Below are 15,159 nucleotides of genomic sequence, written 5' to 3'. Positions count from 1 at the left end.
GGGACAGGACCTGGGCCTGGCAACCAGGAATCTACCGGTGCCGGACGGGTTGCGGCGTTGTGCTTATCAGCGATGCGCTGTTGCTGTTTGGTGCGTTTGTTTCTGCGATCTTTGCTCACACGTTCCATTGTGATCGCGTAGACCTCGTCGAACGGCAGCGACGCGGCAGCGGCAACCTCTTGCGCGTCGGGCCAGTACCGCGAAGTCCATTTCCGCACTGACCCACTGGCGACGCCAACTTGGTCGCCGATAATTGCAAACGACTGTGTTGAGGTCACACGACGTGCAACCGCATCAGCGACTGTTTCCGGGGCATGCATACCCGGCTGCGGGCTAAGAGGGCGACCGTGACGTCTTTGCCTGACCCATAACCCGACCGTTGACCGAGAAGGGCGTTGGCCATAGCTTTCTTCCAGCCAATCGCCGATGCGCTTGTACGGCATGCCTTCAAGAAACTTATCAACTGCTTGCTCCCGGATCTCACGGGGAAAATGCGCGGACATCAGAAACCCTCTCCGCCCCCGGGGACACTCCAACTATTTGTCCGCGGTCCCTTTTGTCGCATCCTCGTCACGGGGTTCTCGTCTAGTAGGTGGCAGCCTGAACTATCCCTCGCCACAGCGACCCGCGGCAGCGACATTGGCGCCTGCAGCGCCGGAGGCACGGTACCGCCGCCGCGTGGAGGGGCGCACGGTCGCGCCTCCAATGCGCAGGGCCCAGATAGCGTTCATAAGTGCGTGAAAAACGGCCTAAAAACCCGCCCTGTAGTGGCGATTTGTGTTCTTTAATGCTATCGGGTTAATCTTCTTAAGGCTTCAACGGAGCGGGTCACACCGAAAGGTGAGACTCACAACAAAGAGGCTGTGCCCCCTTAGCTCAGTCGGCAGAGCGTTTCCATGGTAAGGAAAAGGTCGACAGTTCGATTCTGTCAGGGGGCTCTGTTGTTTGCGTAAGGCAAACACATGGCGGTGTAGCTCAGTGGTAGAGCAAACGACTCATAATCGTTGTGTCGAGAGTTCAATTCTCTCCATCGCTACTCACCTCAAGCGGATGCTCCGGCGTTCGTGGTAGGGTTAGGCCCCTGTAATTGTTTACAACGCAGGGACCTAGGGGCGTGGCGCAATTGGTAGCGCAACGGTCTCCAAAACCGTAGGTTGCAGGTTCGAGTCCTGTCGCCCCTGCCAAAGCATGAATGTGGAGGAGTTTTCTTGACTAACCCCAACGGTCAGAACCCGGCACGGCCAACCGGTAAGCGTCAGCTGGGCGGGGCTTCTCCGATCTCCACCGACTCCTACGAAGAGAAGCGCACCCCCGCGAAGCGCGATGGCGATGACGCCGAGAAGAAGAACGGCGCCGCAGCATTCCCGGGCGAGGTTGTCTCCGAAATGCGCAAGGTCATCTGGCCGACCGGCAAGGAGATGCTCAACTACACACTCATCGTGTTTGCCTTCCTGATCGTGTTGACCGTCATGGTGTGGGGCACCGACAGCCTGGCTAGCCTGCTGGTTGAATGGATCTTCATTCGTTAGCTATAATGCGAACGGTTACTTAATATCCCGCTTCCTCGGACTCCGAGGGGCGGGATAAGTTTTTGTCCCACCGCGCGCGAACCACCAACGTGAGTACGCTAGGGCGGGGAATTTACGGAGATAAAGGAGACGGACCATGGCAGTGGAAAACAACGACGCCCTGAACACGGTCGAGGAAAACGAGCTGGAAATGATCGACGAGGGCGCGCCCGTCACCGATCAGACCGACCCCGAGGAGGAGCTGGCTGAGCAGCAGGCCGATTCTGCCGAGCCGGAAGCGCCCTCCGAGCAGGAGGAGGAGCTCGAGATGGTCGACGAGGGTGCCCCGGTCACCGAGGAAACTGACCCGGAGACGGAAAGCACCGAGGGCGCGGAGGCCACCGAGGGAGATGCCGAGGCAGCTGCCGCCGCGGCGCTTGGCGACGATTCCGCGGCCGAAGCGGACAGCGAGTACCGCGCCCGCCTGCGCGCTTACGTCCGCGAGCTGAAGAAGCTGCCGGGCGAGTGGTACATCATCCAGTCCTACTCGGGCTACGAGAACAAGGTGAAGACCAACCTGGAGATGCGTATCCAGACGCTCGAGGTGGAGGACTCCATCTACGACGTGGTCGTGCCGATCGAGCAGGTGCTGGAGAAGAAGGATGACAAGCGCAAGCTGGTGAAGCGGAAGCTGCTGCCGGGCTACGTCCTTGTGCGCATGGAGATGAACGACGCTGCCTGGTCCGTTGTTCGCGAGACCCCGGGCGTGACCAGCTTCGTGGGCAACGAGGGCAACGCGACGCCGGTGAAGCACCGCGATGTGGCGAAGTTCCTCATGCCGAAGGCGGAGCCGGTTGAGGGCAAGAGCGTCGCGAATGCGGAGGGCGAGACCGTCATCGCGATGCCGGAGGAGGACGAGAAGCCGAAGGTCACCCACGACTACAAGGTGGGCGAGGCCGTCACCATCCTGTCGGGCGCGTTCGCGTCCGTTGCGGGTACGATCTCCGAGATCGACGAGGAGACAGGCAAGATCCAGGCGCTGGTGTCCATCTTCGGCCGCGAAACTCCGGTCGAGCTCACGGCTGACCAGATCGAGCGGATTATGTAGGCGTGGCGTCGAGAAGCGTTTTGCTTCTTGCGCCCCACCTGCCGTAAGGTAAAACGTCGCGCGTGCCCGCACAAGGGCTGCGCGACGTTTTCTATTCGTCTCCCCGGTGGCTCCGGAAAAGCGGGGCATCCGGAAGCGTGCCGCCAAACATCGTGGGCGGGGCGCTGTACCAAGGAATTGAGGTTTAACGATGGCTAAGAAGAAGGTCACTGGCCTGATCAAGCTGCACATCGAGGCAGGCATGGCGAACCCGGCACCGCCGGTTGGCCCGGCGCTCGGTGCGCACGGCGTGAACATCGTCGAGTTCACCAAGGCCTACAACGCCGCCACCGAGTCCATGCGCGGCAACATCATCCCGGTGGAAATCACCGTCTACGAGGACCGCTCCTTCGACTTCATCCTGAAGTCCCCGCCGGCAGCTTCCCTGCTGCTCAAGGCTGCGGGCATTAAGAAGGGCTCCGGCGTCCCGCACACCCAGAAGGTCGGTTCCGTGACCTGGGATCAGTGCAAGGAGATCGCTGAGACCAAGAAGAAGGACCTCAACGCCCGCGACATCGAGGCTGGCGCCGCGATCATCGCTGGTACCGCCCGCTCCATGGGCATCACCGTCGAGAAGTAAACCCGCTCGACGCAGGTGGGAGGGCCGGCCAGGCCCGTACCACCACTCCTGACATCACATACGAAGAAAGGAACGCAACATGGCTAAGAAGTCCAAGCGTTACAACGAGACCCTCGCACAGGTCGACCGCGACGCCCTGTACCACCCGCTCGACGCGGTGAAGCTGGCGCAGGAGACCTCCTCCAAGAACTACGACGCCACCATCGACGTCGCTATGCGTCTGTCCGTCGACCCGCGCAAGGCTGACCAGCTGGTCCGCGGCACCGTCAACCTGCCGCACGGCACCGGTAAGACCGTCCGCGTCGCAGTCTTCGCCGAGGGCGAGAACGCCACCAAGGCACAGGAAGCTGGCGCCGACATCGTTGGCACCGACGAGCTCATCGAGCAGATCAACAACGGCCAGCTCGACTTCGACGTTGCTATTGCAACGCCGGACCAGATGGCCAAGGTCGGTCGCGTCGCTCGTGTCCTCGGCCCGCGTGGTCTCATGCCGAACCCGAAGACCGGCACCGTTACCCCGGACGTGGCGAAGGCTGTCTCCGAGTCCAAGGGCGGCAAGATTGCCTTCCGCGTGGACAAGGCCGCCAACCTGCACGCGCTGATTGGTAAGGCATCCTTCACCGCCGAGCAGCTCGCCGAGAACTACGGTGCCCTGCTTGACGAGGTGCTGCGCCTGAAGCCGGCATCCGCCAAGGGGATCTACCTGAAGAAGATCGTGGTTTCCGCGACCCAGGGCCCGGGTGTCCCGGTTGATTCCTCCGTGCAGAAGGATTACGCCACCAAGGCCTAAGTCTCGCACACTCTCAGCGCCCCGGCGCCAGACTTGAGAAAGTCCGGCGCCGGGGCGCTTTTTGCTTGCTCACCTGGACGACTTGCCATGCGTGCTTAATGAAAATAGTCTTCATTAAGTGGAAATCTTCGGAGTGACTTGTGGGCGGCGCAAGGTGGCGTCGATACTCTCTGCGCTGTTGTTGGTGTTTCTCGCGCCGATCGCGCACGCGGCGGAGCTCAGCCTGGATACCGGGCACATTGACGCGTTTGCGGTGCGCCCCGACGGCGACGGGATCGTGCTGAGCCTGCAGGAGGACGTGACGGGGTCGCATGTGCAGCACGCCCCCGAGGACGTCACCCTTGTTGTCGGCGAGCAGGCCTATACCGCCGACACCGAGAGTGTCGAAGGGATTGGCGCGCCAGGCTACCTGCTCCCGCAGACGCAGCAGTCGGACCTCATCTGGCCGGGCTGGGACACGCAGGCGCTCGCCGGCGCGGGGATCAGCGACATTGACATCGAATTCCTTGACGTCTCCGGCCCGGGCGAGGTGTACCTTTTCCAGGCGCAGGGTCTCGGCGGCGTTGGGCCAGTGCTTGACGACGCCACCCTCGCCCTCAACGCAGGCGCGACCATCCACCAGGCCACGCCTGCGCATGCCCACGCAAACTGGCTGTTCACCGAGCCCGGTACTTACACGATGCGGGTCGTGGCGCACGCGGGCGGCGCGACGTCGAACGAGGCGACCTACACCTGGATGGTGGGGGAGGCTGACTCGGCCGAGACAACACCGACCCCGGCGGACTCTTCGACGCAGAGTGATGACGCTTCGGCGCTCGGCGGCTTGGCTGACACGGACGAGTCGGAGGCATCGCACCGGGTGGAGACCTACGCCGGCGGGCCTGCCGAGCCCGCCGAGGGCACTGAGGCCGCAACCGCCGCGGCTAGCGAGTCCTGCAAGCCGGCCCTGAGCCCGCAGGTGAAGGACGACCGACAGGTGCCCGCGACGTGGAACGACCCCGCCACGATGGTCTTCGGGCTCGGCGATGCCGCAACGACCACACTGCCCGAGGACGTCGGACCGATCCCGGCCGGAGAGGCCTGGATGATCGGCGCGACCCAGCAGGCCGGGGTGCCGTGGCTGGGTGCGAACACCCAGCACGAGTCCCTGCTGGAGCACACCACCGGCGAGGTGACGTGGGAGGTCACCGACTTCGACGGGCCCGGCAACATGTTTGTGTTCACCCAAGGCGGCTTGGGCAAGATCGTGGGCGAGGAGTGGTTCCGCGCCGAGCACGGCACCGCGCAGGGCGCCCACACCATTCCGGCGAACTCGCACGTGCACCCCAACTGGGTCTTTAGCGCCCCAGGCACCTACCACGTGACCGTGCGCCACACCGCCACTGCGAAGGACGGCACTGAACTCAGCGGCGCCGCGACGCTCACCTTCGAGGTGGGCGGTTCCGGCAACGCCGATGACGGCCACTTCGACTTCGGCTCCGTCTACGACGCGGAGGGGGACTGCGGTGGCGCGGGCGCAGCCGGCACCGGCTCCGCAGGCCCCGCAGGCTCCGCGGGCCCCGCAGATTCCGGCAGCGAAAGCGCGGCCGCCGGGGGAGCTCAGCGTTCGGCGTCCGGGTCCCGCAGCGGCGGGCTCGCCGAGACCGGCCCAACCGTGATGACGCTGCCCATCGCCGTGCTGGGGATTGGCGTGCTCGTCTTCGGCGGCGGCATGCTCTGCCTGGACACGGCGCTGCGACGCCGCCTGCTCGCCGTGCTTGGGGGCCACCAAGTGAGGCGCGCGACCACCCGTGCCGTCGGCGCGTGCGCCGTCGTTGCGTTGGCCGCGTCGCTGGGCGGCTGCGGCAGCGCGAGTGGCGACCAGGGCGACGACGGCACCCTCAACGTCGTCGCGTCCACCTCGATCCTCGCGGACGTGGTGAGCAACGTTGCGGGCGACGATGCGACCGTGACTTCGCTGATGGGACGCGGGGTCGACCCGCACACCTACGAACCGAGTCTGCACGCCACCCGCGACATCGCCTACGCCGACGCCGTATTCACCAACGGCCTGCTCCTCGAGCCGCAATCGCTGTCCCACACCATCGACTCCACCGTCCGCGAAACGGTGCCCGTCGTGCCGGTCGCGGAGCAAGCGCAGCGCTACGGGTTCTCGCCAATCCCGCTCGTCGAGGACGCCAGCCTGGACACCGTGTGGCTCGGCCTCCGTGTGGACACCGGCAAGTCCCTGCCACCAACCGGGGTGACGGAGCTTTCGCTTATCGACGCCCACGGCCCCGGCAATGCCTACGCCTTCATCCTCGGCACCTTCGGCACCCCCGAGGTGGTGTTCGATTCCCACGACGGCATTGACACCAAGGACTCGACGGTGCTGCCCGTCGACGCGCACACCCACGTCAGCTGGGCGTTCTCCGAGCCAGGAGTGTACGAGCTGACCATGCGCGGTGAGGTTCGTGACTCCGTGGAAGATGCGGCAACCCGCGGCGAGGCCGAGGACACGTTCACGGTGGTCGTCGGCCAGGACCCGGCCCAAGTGACGCCCGGAAAAACGGTGCTGGACCAGGGGCACGTGGACATCACCACCACGCTCCGCGACGGCGAGACCCGCCTCACCCTGCGCGACGACGATCTGGGCGACCTCGACCCGGCCGACGCCGTGATCGCGGTGCCGACGACCACGCTGCAGCCCGTCCCGCCGGAGCGCGCCTTCCGTTTCCTGGGCAACCCCGGGGAGGAGACCTACCTGCTGCCGCAGGCGGTGCTGGGCAACCACGTCCACGGCGAGCTGGACCCGCACTTCTGGCACGACGTTGCTGCGGTGAAAGCCGTGGTCAAGGTGGTGCGCGACGAGCTCAGCACCGCCGACCCCGCCCACGCCGAGGACTACGCCCGCAATGCCACCGCGTACCTCGCACAGCTGGACGCGGCGGACCAGAGGATGCGGCAGGCGGTGGAGCGCATCCCGGAAGCGAACCGCAACCTGGTGACCACCCACCACGGCTACTCCTACCTGGGCGCGGCCTACGGGCTGCGCATCGCCGGGTTTGTCACGCCGAACCCCAGTATCGAGCCGAGCCCCCGCGACGTCATCGCCTTTACCCGCACGCTGGAAAACCTGCACGTCCCCGCGGTCTTTCTGGAACCACAGCTGGAAGGCAGCAGCAGCGTGCTCACGGAGACGGCGGCGCACCTGGGAATCCAGGTCTGCCCGATCTGGGGCGACACCCTCGACCCGCCGGGGGAGGGGCCCGCGGATACGTATGTGCACTTTGTGGAAGAAAACGCGGCGTCGATAAGCACTTGCCTTGCGCCATAAGAAAGGAACCCTGACATGAAACTTCAACTTGCAGCCCTCACCCTCGCCGCGGCGACCGCGCTCGCGCCCGTTGCTGGCGCGCAGGGGATGGACAATGACCCCGCGCTGCAGCAGACGGTGCGCAACGACGAGGCGATCGCGCCCGCCGGCGAGCAGGCCGTGATCTCCGCGGGCCACGTCGACCTCGGCGCGACCTTCGATGGCGACGAGCTCATCTTCCTCGCGCGCGACGATTCGCAGGACCCGCCCGTGTGGCGCAGGCTTAACGACGTCGTCTTTCAGGTCTCCGACGACGCCAAACAGACCCTGCCCGACACTGGGGCCTTCGACTTCACCGGCGCGGGCGCGGGCGATGACGTGTGGGTGATCCCGCAGACCGAGGTGCAAGGCGTGCCCTGGCTGGGGTGGAATACGCAGTCGCCGTCGCTGCTGGAGCGCTCCTCAAACGGCGTGAGCCTGGAGTTCGGCGGGCACGAGGGCGACGGCGACTTCTCGCTTTTCCTGCAGCCGGGCGGGTTCCACGAGCCGCAGCTGCTGTGGTCCTCGCGCGAAGACGGCACGCAGCCGATGTGGGTGGAGCCGAACACGCACACCCACGCCAACTGGGTGTTTACCCAGCCGGGCGTGCAGCTGGTGGGCGTGCGCGCCGTGGTGAAGGACAACGAGGGCAACACCCACACCGACGAGGAAGTCGTGCGCATCGCGGTGGGCAGCGATACCGACCCCGCCGAGGCGCAGGCGGCCGAGTTCTCCGGCCCGTGGCGCGGGGCCGAAAATGGCGCCGAGAACGAGGCCACGGACGGCGCTGCGGATGCTGCCGCGGGCTCATCTGCTGGCAGCAACGCCGGGCTCCTCGTCGCCCTGGGGATTGGCGTGCTCGTCGTCGCGCTGGTGGCCCTGTTGGTCGTGCGTTCGCGGAAGGGGCGCGCGTAATGGCCGCGAGCAGTCAAGATGCGCTGATTCGGGTCTCGGGACTTAGCGCCGGGTACCCGGGGCGCGCAGTATTCGACGGCGTTGACCTGGACATTCTGGGCGGACAGTTTGTCGGACTGCTCGGGCCGAACGGGGCGGGCAAAACGACGCTGCTGCGCGCCATGCTTGGCCTGATCCCTGGCGCGCGCGGCACGGTGCGCGTCGCCGGGCGCACCGGCGCGCAGGTGCGCAAGGCAGTGGGGTATGTCCCGCAGCGTCACGACGTGGCCTGGGATTTTCCCATCGACGTCGCGTCCGCGGTGCTCAACGCCACGCTGGATCTGCGGCCCTGGTACAAGCGCGCGGGCGCCGCGGAGCGCGACGCCGTCGCGGACGCCCTGGACAGCGTCAACCTCACCGAGCTGTCCGCGCGCCCCATCGCGGACCTCTCGGGCGGGCAGCGCCAGCGCGTTCTGGTCGCCCGCGCGCTCGTGCGCAAACCCCGGGCCCTCTTCCTCGACGAGCCGTTCACCGGCCTGGACATCCCGTCCACCGAGCAGCTGCTCGCCCTGTTCCGCGAGTTGGCGGGCCACGGCATCTCCATCGTCATGTCCACGCACAACATCGTCGAGGCCGTCGATTCCTGCGACCGCCTCATCCTCTTCCGCGGCGGGGTCGTGGCCGACTCGGCCCCCGGACAGCTGTGCGACACCCAACCGTGGATGGACACGTTTGGGGTTGGGCCGTCCTCGCCCTGGCTGGCCGCCTTGCAGACGCACGTACGGAACCAGCCACACCAACCACACCGTGCCAAGGAGGCCACGCATGCTTGAGATTGGTTTCCTGCAGTTCCTCGCTGACGTGGCCAACCCGCAGCTCGCGTTCCTGCCCCGCGCGCTCCTGGCGGCGGTGCTGGCCTCGGTGTTGTGCGCCGTGGTCGGCTGCTTCGTGGTGCTGCGCGGGATGGCGTTCATCGGCGACGCGGTCGCCCACGCGGTCTTTCCGGGGGTGGCCATCGCGTTCGCGCTCCACGCCTCGGTGCTGCTCGGCGGGGCTGTGGCCGGGGCGGTCGTCGCCGTCGTGATCGCCGTGCTGTCGCAGCGCAGGACGATCAAGGAGGACGCGATCATCGGCATCGTGTTCGCCGCGGCGTTCGCGTTTGGGTTGGTGATTATTTCGCGGGTCGAGGGCTACACGGCGTCGTTAAGCGCATTTCTTTTTGGCTCCCTGACTGGCGTAAGCGTGCGCGACCTGTGGGTGAGCGGCGTGACCGGCGCGGTGATCATTGCGCTGGTTGCGGCGCTGCGGCCGTGGCTTACCGCGGTGGCGCTGGACCGCGAGACCGCACGTGCGATGAACCTGCCCGTGGCCGCGCTCGACCTGGTGCTCTACCTGTGCGTGACCGCTGCCGTGGTGATTTCGGTGCAGACCATTGGCAACATCCTGGTCATCGCGCTGCTGGTCACGCCCGCGTCCGCCGCGCGCCTGTTCACGGACAACCTGGAGACGATGATGGTGCTGGCCGCGCTGATCGGCATCGTCGGCAGCGTCCTCGGCGTGTGGCTGGCCTGGTCCTTCGACTCGCCGACCGGTGCGACCATCGTCCTGTGCGTGACCGCGATCTTCGGGTTGAGCTGGCTGTTCGCGCCGCGCCGCGGGGTGCTGCGCGCGCCGGGCCGGGCGCCGCGTAAGGAGACCGTCTAGATGCGACTGCTCAGACTCATCGCCGCGGCGGCGCTCGTTGTTGCCAGCTCTCCGGTGGCTGCCGCAGCCGAGCTGACCGACACTGGCCACGTGCCTGGCGATACCGGCTTCGGCGTCGACCTGCCGGCCGATACCCCGTGGGCAGGCCGCGACGGCAAGACGCACCCCTGCGCAGGCCGCAAGCTGCTCTATCACTCCCACAACGACGCGCTCTACGGCACCCGCGTCGGCGGGGACCTCACCGTCATGGCAGTGGACGGGCAGCAGGTCGTAAACCAGGACGATGTCTGCTTCCGCCTGCCGCGCGACGCCGATCCGGACGGCAACGAGGTCTCCCGCATCCAGATCCCGGACGACGGCTCGCTCGACTTCCTTGGTCAGCCCGGCGATACCGTGTGGCTCGCACCGCAGTCCGTGGACTGGGCCGACAACTGGCGCCCCATCTGGTCGGGTCTCGGCGCCTTCGATCCCGCCCACGAGGGCGACCCGTCCGCCATCCCCAGCAACTTCGAGGACGACCTCATGCACTTCGACCTCACAGACATCGAGGGGCCCGGCGACGTGCACATCTTCTTCAAAAATGCCATCTCGCCCGCGGAAATCGTCTTCAACAGTGCCGACCCGCAGGCCCGCACGGTCGACTACGAAGTCGGCGCGCACGGCCACTTCAACTGGGCTTTTTCCAAGCCCGGCATCTACGCCTTGACGTGGCAGGGCAGGGCCTCGCTTATCGACGGCACGCCGCAGCACACCAAGCCCATCACCCAATACTGGCTCGTCGGCGATGACGGCGATGTGGGCCTGGCCGACGGCACCACCACCGAACTGCGCAAAGTGACCAACTACGTTGGCGGCGACCCGGGGCAGGGCGTTGAGGACGGCGGTGCTGGCGCGGAAGCTGGCACCGGTGGCACCGGCGAGAGCGCGCCGCTGACCACGGTGCAGCTGCTTCCGCAGGAAGGCGAACCCAGCCAAGAACCCAGTCAAGAACCCGATGACGGCTCCGCGTCGGGCGGGGGCGCGGTGGCGTCGACAAGCGAGCAGCCCAGCGCGACGCGACCGGACGAGGGGCGCTGCGAGGCGGCGCGCGCACTGCGCACCAAGCCGGAGGCGTTGATCAGTGCTGGTCACATGGATATGGGGCTGGTGGATGACGGCGGCATTGGGGCGAAGCTCATCGATGACAGTGATCCGCGCTCGCCGACCCCGCGTGACTCCGGCACGTTCCTGTTCGAGGTGCCCGACGCGGCGAGAACTCAGATCCCGGCGAACTTCCGCGCAAGCTTCCCCGGCGAACCCGAATCAATGTGGGTGCTGCCACAGGCGCAGGTGAAGGGCCTGCCGTGGCTCGGGTTTTCCACGACGCGGCTGACGCAGGACAGCTTGGCACCAGGCAGCAACGTGAAGGTGACCATGAAGGATGTGGAAGGCCCCGGGCGGATCTTCTCCTGGCACGAGTCGCTCGGTGGCACGACACTGGAGCTCGATTCCGGTGACGCTGCGACCGCGCTGGAGTACGGGGTCAACGACCACGACCACCAGGCGTTCGGCTTTACCAAGGACGGCCTCTACTCCGCGACGTTCCGCTTCGAGGGCACCGCCAGCTCGGGCGAGGCGTTCTCGAAGGAGCTGACCGCGGCGTTTGCCGTGGGCGACTCCGCAGTGGCGCAGGCGAAGGAGTACGCGTCGAGCGGGTACGCATCGCTTGACGACACCGACTGTGCCAATACCAGCGACGAGCCCGGCGCCGATTCTGGTGCCGGCAGCTCGGACACGTGGGTGGGGGCCCTGGCCAAGGGGATCCGCTCCGTGGACAAGGAGTTTGGCGCCTTCGGGGAGAAAGCAGGGCCGTTCTTCGCGCACCTGCGTGGTGGGGGCAAGGATGCCGTCGCGACGACGTCGCTGAAGCCGCCGGCACCACAGCTGACGTCGCCGAAGCCGCCGGCACCGGCTCAGAGTGCTCCCAGCAGGCGGGGAAGTGGCGCGGCCGCCCCGACACGCGAGCATCGGGTTAGCGCCTCCGCCGGCGGCAGGGGCTCCGTTGGCGGCAAGGGCTCGGAGAGCGCGAGCAGTGCTCCGCGCAAGAAGGCGGGCACCACTCCCCAGGGCAAGTCGGCGCCGAAGAAGCAGAAACCGACGAAGCAGACAACACCGAAGAAGCAAACAACGACGCCCGCGAAGCCTGACCACGGCTCCGGCGAAAAGACCACCGGCAGCGGTTCCGGTGGGATCGTGTCCTCCTTCGACGGCACGAAGCCGAAGCGCGGAAGCGACAGCGATGGTGATAGCGGCGAGGATGCAGCGCAGGCGCAGGTCGCGACCTCGCAGGGCATGACCGCCAGCGGCTTCTGGGGAGGACTCATTCTCGGCGTGGGCCTGATGGCTCTGCTCGGCGGCATCGTGCTCTTCACGGCGGCGGCGAAGATGCTGCGGCACGCCCCGAAACCGGGGAGCTCCAGCGCGGACGCGGCGGAATCGTCGGGAGTGTAGGCGCGATTTGGTGTTTTGGCAGGGGACCGACTAAGGTACGACGCGAAGTTTGAACGGGTGAAAACCCGTGCTCAAGTTTCACCGAAGACCGTCGGTCACTCTGCCACCGCAGAGTCGAAGGAATCCCACTCCAGGGATCGGCCCACGCAGGAGAAACGTGGCTTGCCTTTCAGGGTGCCTCGTGCTTCTGCACGGGGCATTTTTCTTTGGGACGTGTGAGCGTCGAGAAGCGAGATGCTCCGGGCGGATTGAAGGACATGAAGAATTGGAAGGAGGCGTGTGTACATGGCTAACCCGAAGAACGAGCAGGAGCTCAAGGTTCTGAAGGAGAAGTTCGAGGCGGCTAGCTCGATCGTGCTGACTGAGTACCGTGGCCTGACCGTTGGTCAGCTGCAGGAACTGCGCGGTGAGCTCGGCTTCGACGTCGAATACCACGTCGCCAAGAACACCCTCATCAAGATCGTTGCTAACGAGCAGGGCATCGAGGGTCTCGACGATCTTCTTGTCGGCCCGACCGCTATCGCCTTTATCAAGGGCGAGGCTGTCGACGCTGCGAAGGTCATGAAGAAGTTCAACAAGGATCACGACGCATTCGTGATCAAGGGCGGCTACATGGATGGCAATGCCATCGATGCTGCTCAGGTTGATGCCATCGCCGAGATGGACAACCGCGAGACCACTCTTGCAAAGCTCGCTGGTGCCTTCGAGGGCTCCTTGGCAAAGGCCGCCGGCCTGTTCCAGGCTCCGGCGTCCAAGACGGCCCGCCTTGTCGCTGCACTGCAGGACAAGCAGGACGACGCTGCATAACGCGAACTAACTACACACACCAAACATTCGGGCCAAAGCGCCCACAAACAGAAAGGATGCCATTATGGCTAAGCTGTCCAAGGACGAGCTCATTGAGCAGTTCAAGGAAATGACCCTCATCGAGCTTTCCGAGTTCCTGAAGGAATTCGAGGAGGTCTTCGACGTCACCGCTGCTGCACCGGTTGCTGCTGTTGCTGCCGCTCCGGGCGCTGCTGGCGACGCTGCTGCTGAGGAAGAGAAGGACGAGTTCGACGTCGTGCTCGAGGACGCGGGCGCCAAGAAGATCGGTGTCATTAAGGCTGTCCGCGAGATCGTCTCCGGCCTGGGCCTGAAGGACGCTAAGGAAATGGTCGAGGGTGCTCCGAAGGCCATCCTCGAGGGCGCAAACAAGGACGACGCTGAGGCTGCAAAGGCCAAGCTCGAGGAGGCTGGCGCAAAGGTCACCCTCAAGTAAGAGCCTTTCGCTTCTCGACGTCACCCCCGTCCACCGGTATTCACACCGGGGAGCGGGGGTTTCGCGTGTGTGGGGGGGCAGGAGTGCAGCTCCTTTACCACTGATGAACGGGGGCTCAGGCCAGGTTGCACCCAGTGGCCCCTTCGAATTCGAAGACTATTCGGTACCCTGGCAACCTGTGAGCGCTGTACCGCGATGCGGAAGTGGAGCTCAGGACAGGGTTTGAATACATTGACGGCGAGCCATTACGAGGGGCTGATTGAAATGCTTGATGCACCTGAAAAAGAACCTGGTCGTCTCATTCCTTGGATCCGGGGCTTCGACCCGGATGTCATCGAATTCAGCTTGGCGTGCGTGCCAGATTGGGTGCCGTCTGAATACCGCGAATTTTTCAACTCGTACGTTGCGTTCGAGTTCGAATACGGCGAATGGTTCGCTCCGAACCAACCGCCGAGCGATCCGAGTAGTGTGCAGGCTGGCTATTCCAGCCTGCGCGAAGCGGCTGAAGCGTTCGGCGCGGATCCGGACGCCTGGTTCCCAGTCGGGATGTTTGACGGTGATGACTACGTGGCGTACCACCGAAAGCACGACGGCGCGATCGAGTTTGGGCGCTACCACTTCTTGGACCGGGAGTTTTTGGACGGGCCATATCCGAGCATGGCTGAGTGGATGCAAACCTACGGAGTGGAGCTATAAACAATGGAACTGCACGCTGTGCGTTACGACGACCGTGTCTTCGACGAGCCGAGTGTCGACGGTATAGATTTTTCGATGGTCCGGTTTGAATCATGCACGATCACGCGCCCGCACGGGAGGCCGGGCAGTGTCTCGCATATCGCGTTCATAGATACTGAATTGTCCAGCCCAGCGTTCGATTTCCGAGCTGACTGGTTGAGCACCGTCTCCGGCTCTACCCTGCGCGATGTGGTGATTGAGGGCGGCGGTGTGCAGTCTCCGATTTCTGCGCGTGTGGTGGATTCTACGATCACCGGCGAGCTGCGCAACCTCGGGTTGAGCGAGCACTTTCGCTATGACCAGCTCGAAGGGGTTGATCTGTCCGACTGCAAACTGGAGAACGTGAGTTTTCAGGGCATCCCGATGGAGCGTGTGAAACTCTCCCCGGCGGACGAGGCGCTGTTGGTCGAGGACTGGGCAGCGGTTGCGGATGAGGTGTACGCAGTTGTACGCAGGAAGATGTCTTGTGGCGACGCGAAAGCGGAATTCGCTGCTGGGGAGGTTTTCGTCGCGCTTGAGAGTGATGCGTCGCTTTTCCGCTCGCGCTTCGACATCACCAGGCCCGACAAATCGCTCGGCTATGACGAGCGCCGCGGCGCGCGGTATGTCCACGAGCTCGCATATACCGACAAGCCAGACTGGTTCATGGAAGTGATCCGCTCGCTGTACCGCGAGGTCGGCCTCGCGTGAGACAGTCACGTTTTCGTTCTGTAGTT

14 protein-coding genes and 3 tRNA genes are annotated in these 15,159 nt (G+C 65.1%); 16 read left to right on the top strand and 1 reads right to left on the bottom strand.

The genetic code is table 11. The features are described from left to right. Window positions 1-503 (bottom strand): hypothetical protein (locus CKJ84_RS12250; RefSeq protein WP_158221696.1); only part of this gene is annotated, 503 nt, incomplete at its 3' end. A gap of 362 nt (window positions 504-865) precedes the next feature. Here CKJ84_RS12250 and CKJ84_RS09870 point away from each other — a divergent pair. The 16 genes from CKJ84_RS09870 (at window position 866) to CKJ84_RS09795 (ending at window position 15,133) form a co-directional block, all read left to right on the top strand. After that, window positions 866-938: transfer RNA gene (locus CKJ84_RS09870), tRNA-Thr, on the top strand. Between the two features lie 26 nt (window positions 939-964). Continuing rightward, a tRNA-Met gene (locus CKJ84_RS09865) sits at window positions 965-1,036 on the top strand. A gap of 72 nt (window positions 1,037-1,108) precedes the next feature. After that, window positions 1,109-1,184, top strand: a tRNA-Trp gene (locus CKJ84_RS09860). A 24-nt stretch (window positions 1,185-1,208) separates the two neighbouring features. Beyond that, entirely contained in the window at window positions 1,209-1,529 is a 321-nt protein-coding gene (secE, locus tag CKJ84_RS09855; RefSeq protein WP_095275092.1) for a preprotein translocase subunit SecE, read from the top strand. Window positions 1,530-1,665: 136 nt separating this feature from the next. Continuing rightward, window positions 1,666-2,616, top strand: a complete 951-nt coding sequence (gene nusG, locus CKJ84_RS09850; RefSeq protein WP_095546827.1) for a transcription termination/antitermination protein NusG — start codon at window positions 1,666-1,668, stop codon at window positions 2,614-2,616. A 190-nt stretch (window positions 2,617-2,806) separates the two neighbouring features. Beyond that, window positions 2,807-3,235 (top strand): 50S ribosomal protein L11, encoded by a 429-nt coding sequence (gene rplK, locus CKJ84_RS09845; RefSeq protein ID WP_095275090.1) that lies wholly within the window; start codon window positions 2,807-2,809, stop codon window positions 3,233-3,235. Window positions 3,236-3,314: 79 nt separating this feature from the next. Beyond that, complete coding sequence (gene rplA, locus CKJ84_RS09840; RefSeq protein WP_095535268.1) at window positions 3,315-4,025, top strand: 50S ribosomal protein L1; 711 nt, start codon at window positions 3,315-3,317, stop codon at window positions 4,023-4,025. A gap of 118 nt (window positions 4,026-4,143) precedes the next feature. Beyond that, window positions 4,144-7,341: an anchored repeat ABC transporter, substrate-binding protein gene (locus CKJ84_RS12550; protein ID WP_233125650.1), complete on the top strand. Its 3,198-nt coding sequence runs from the start codon at window positions 4,144-4,146 to the stop codon at window positions 7,339-7,341. A 15-nt stretch (window positions 7,342-7,356) separates the two neighbouring features. Then, window positions 7,357-8,274: a choice-of-anchor M domain-containing protein gene (locus tag CKJ84_RS09830; RefSeq protein ID WP_095546826.1), complete on the top strand. Its 918-nt coding sequence runs from the start codon at window positions 7,357-7,359 to the stop codon at window positions 8,272-8,274. Then, complete coding sequence (locus CKJ84_RS09825; RefSeq protein ID WP_095546825.1) at window positions 8,274-9,086, top strand: anchored repeat-type ABC transporter ATP-binding subunit; 813 nt, start codon at window positions 8,274-8,276, stop codon at window positions 9,084-9,086. The genes CKJ84_RS09830 and CKJ84_RS09825 overlap by 1 nt, the downstream gene beginning before the upstream one ends. After that, the gene (locus CKJ84_RS09820; protein ID WP_095546824.1) at window positions 9,079-9,957 is read left to right on the top strand and encodes an anchored repeat-type ABC transporter permease subunit; all 879 of its coding nucleotides are present in this window, start codon (window positions 9,079-9,081) and stop codon (window positions 9,955-9,957) included. The genes CKJ84_RS09825 and CKJ84_RS09820 overlap by 8 nt, the downstream gene beginning before the upstream one ends. After that, window positions 9,958-12,447, top strand: coding sequence for a choice-of-anchor M domain-containing protein (locus CKJ84_RS09815; protein ID WP_095546823.1), 2,490 nt, complete (start codon window positions 9,958-9,960; stop codon window positions 12,445-12,447). Window positions 12,448-12,732: 285 nt separating this feature from the next. After that, window positions 12,733-13,254, top strand: a complete 522-nt coding sequence (gene rplJ / locus CKJ84_RS09810) for a 50S ribosomal protein L10 (protein ID WP_095546822.1) — start codon at window positions 12,733-12,735, stop codon at window positions 13,252-13,254. A gap of 64 nt (window positions 13,255-13,318) precedes the next feature. Further along, entirely contained in the window at window positions 13,319-13,708 is a 390-nt protein-coding gene (gene rplL / locus CKJ84_RS09805) for a 50S ribosomal protein L7/L12 (RefSeq protein WP_095275082.1), read from the top strand. A 222-nt stretch (window positions 13,709-13,930) separates the two neighbouring features. Further along, window positions 13,931-14,404, top strand: a complete 474-nt coding sequence (locus CKJ84_RS09800; RefSeq protein WP_143340358.1) for a hypothetical protein — start codon at window positions 13,931-13,933, stop codon at window positions 14,402-14,404. A gap of 3 nt (window positions 14,405-14,407) precedes the next feature. Next, window positions 14,408-15,133, top strand: coding sequence for a hypothetical protein (locus CKJ84_RS09795; RefSeq protein WP_095546820.1), 726 nt, complete (start codon window positions 14,408-14,410; stop codon window positions 15,131-15,133). Window positions 15,134-15,159 lie beyond the last annotated feature (26 nt).

The sequence above is a fragment of the Corynebacterium sp. NML 120412 genome, from assembly GCF_002285155.1.
In the GTDB taxonomy this organism is placed as follows: Bacteria; Actinomycetota; Actinomycetes; order Mycobacteriales; family Mycobacteriaceae; genus Corynebacterium; species Corynebacterium gottingense.
The sequence above is the reverse complement of the archived record's forward strand: the minus strand, read 5'-3'. Positions and strand labels throughout refer to the sequence as shown.

Coding starts and splice junctions, on each gene's coding strand:
- nusG (WP_095546827.1), top strand. CDS start 1,666: ATGGCAGTGGAAAACAACGACGCCCTGAACACGGTCGAGGAAAACGAG.
- rplK (WP_095275090.1), top strand. CDS start 2,807: ATGGCTAAGAAGAAGGTCACTGGCCTGATCAAGCTGCACATCGAGGCA.
- rplA (WP_095535268.1), top strand. CDS start 3,315: ATGGCTAAGAAGTCCAAGCGTTACAACGAGACCCTCGCACAGGTCGAC.
- CKJ84_RS09830 (WP_095546826.1), top strand. CDS start 7,357: ATGAAACTTCAACTTGCAGCCCTCACCCTCGCCGCGGCGACCGCGCTC.
- CKJ84_RS09825 (WP_095546825.1), top strand. CDS start 8,274: ATGGCCGCGAGCAGTCAAGATGCGCTGATTCGGGTCTCGGGACTTAGC.
- CKJ84_RS09820 (WP_095546824.1), top strand. CDS start 9,079: ATGCTTGAGATTGGTTTCCTGCAGTTCCTCGCTGACGTGGCCAACCCG.
- CKJ84_RS09815 (WP_095546823.1), top strand. CDS start 9,958: ATGCGACTGCTCAGACTCATCGCCGCGGCGGCGCTCGTTGTTGCCAGC.
- rplJ (WP_095546822.1), top strand. CDS start 12,733: ATGGCTAACCCGAAGAACGAGCAGGAGCTCAAGGTTCTGAAGGAGAAG.
- rplL (WP_095275082.1), top strand. CDS start 13,319: ATGGCTAAGCTGTCCAAGGACGAGCTCATTGAGCAGTTCAAGGAAATG.
- CKJ84_RS09795 (WP_095546820.1), top strand. CDS start 14,408: ATGGAACTGCACGCTGTGCGTTACGACGACCGTGTCTTCGACGAGCCG.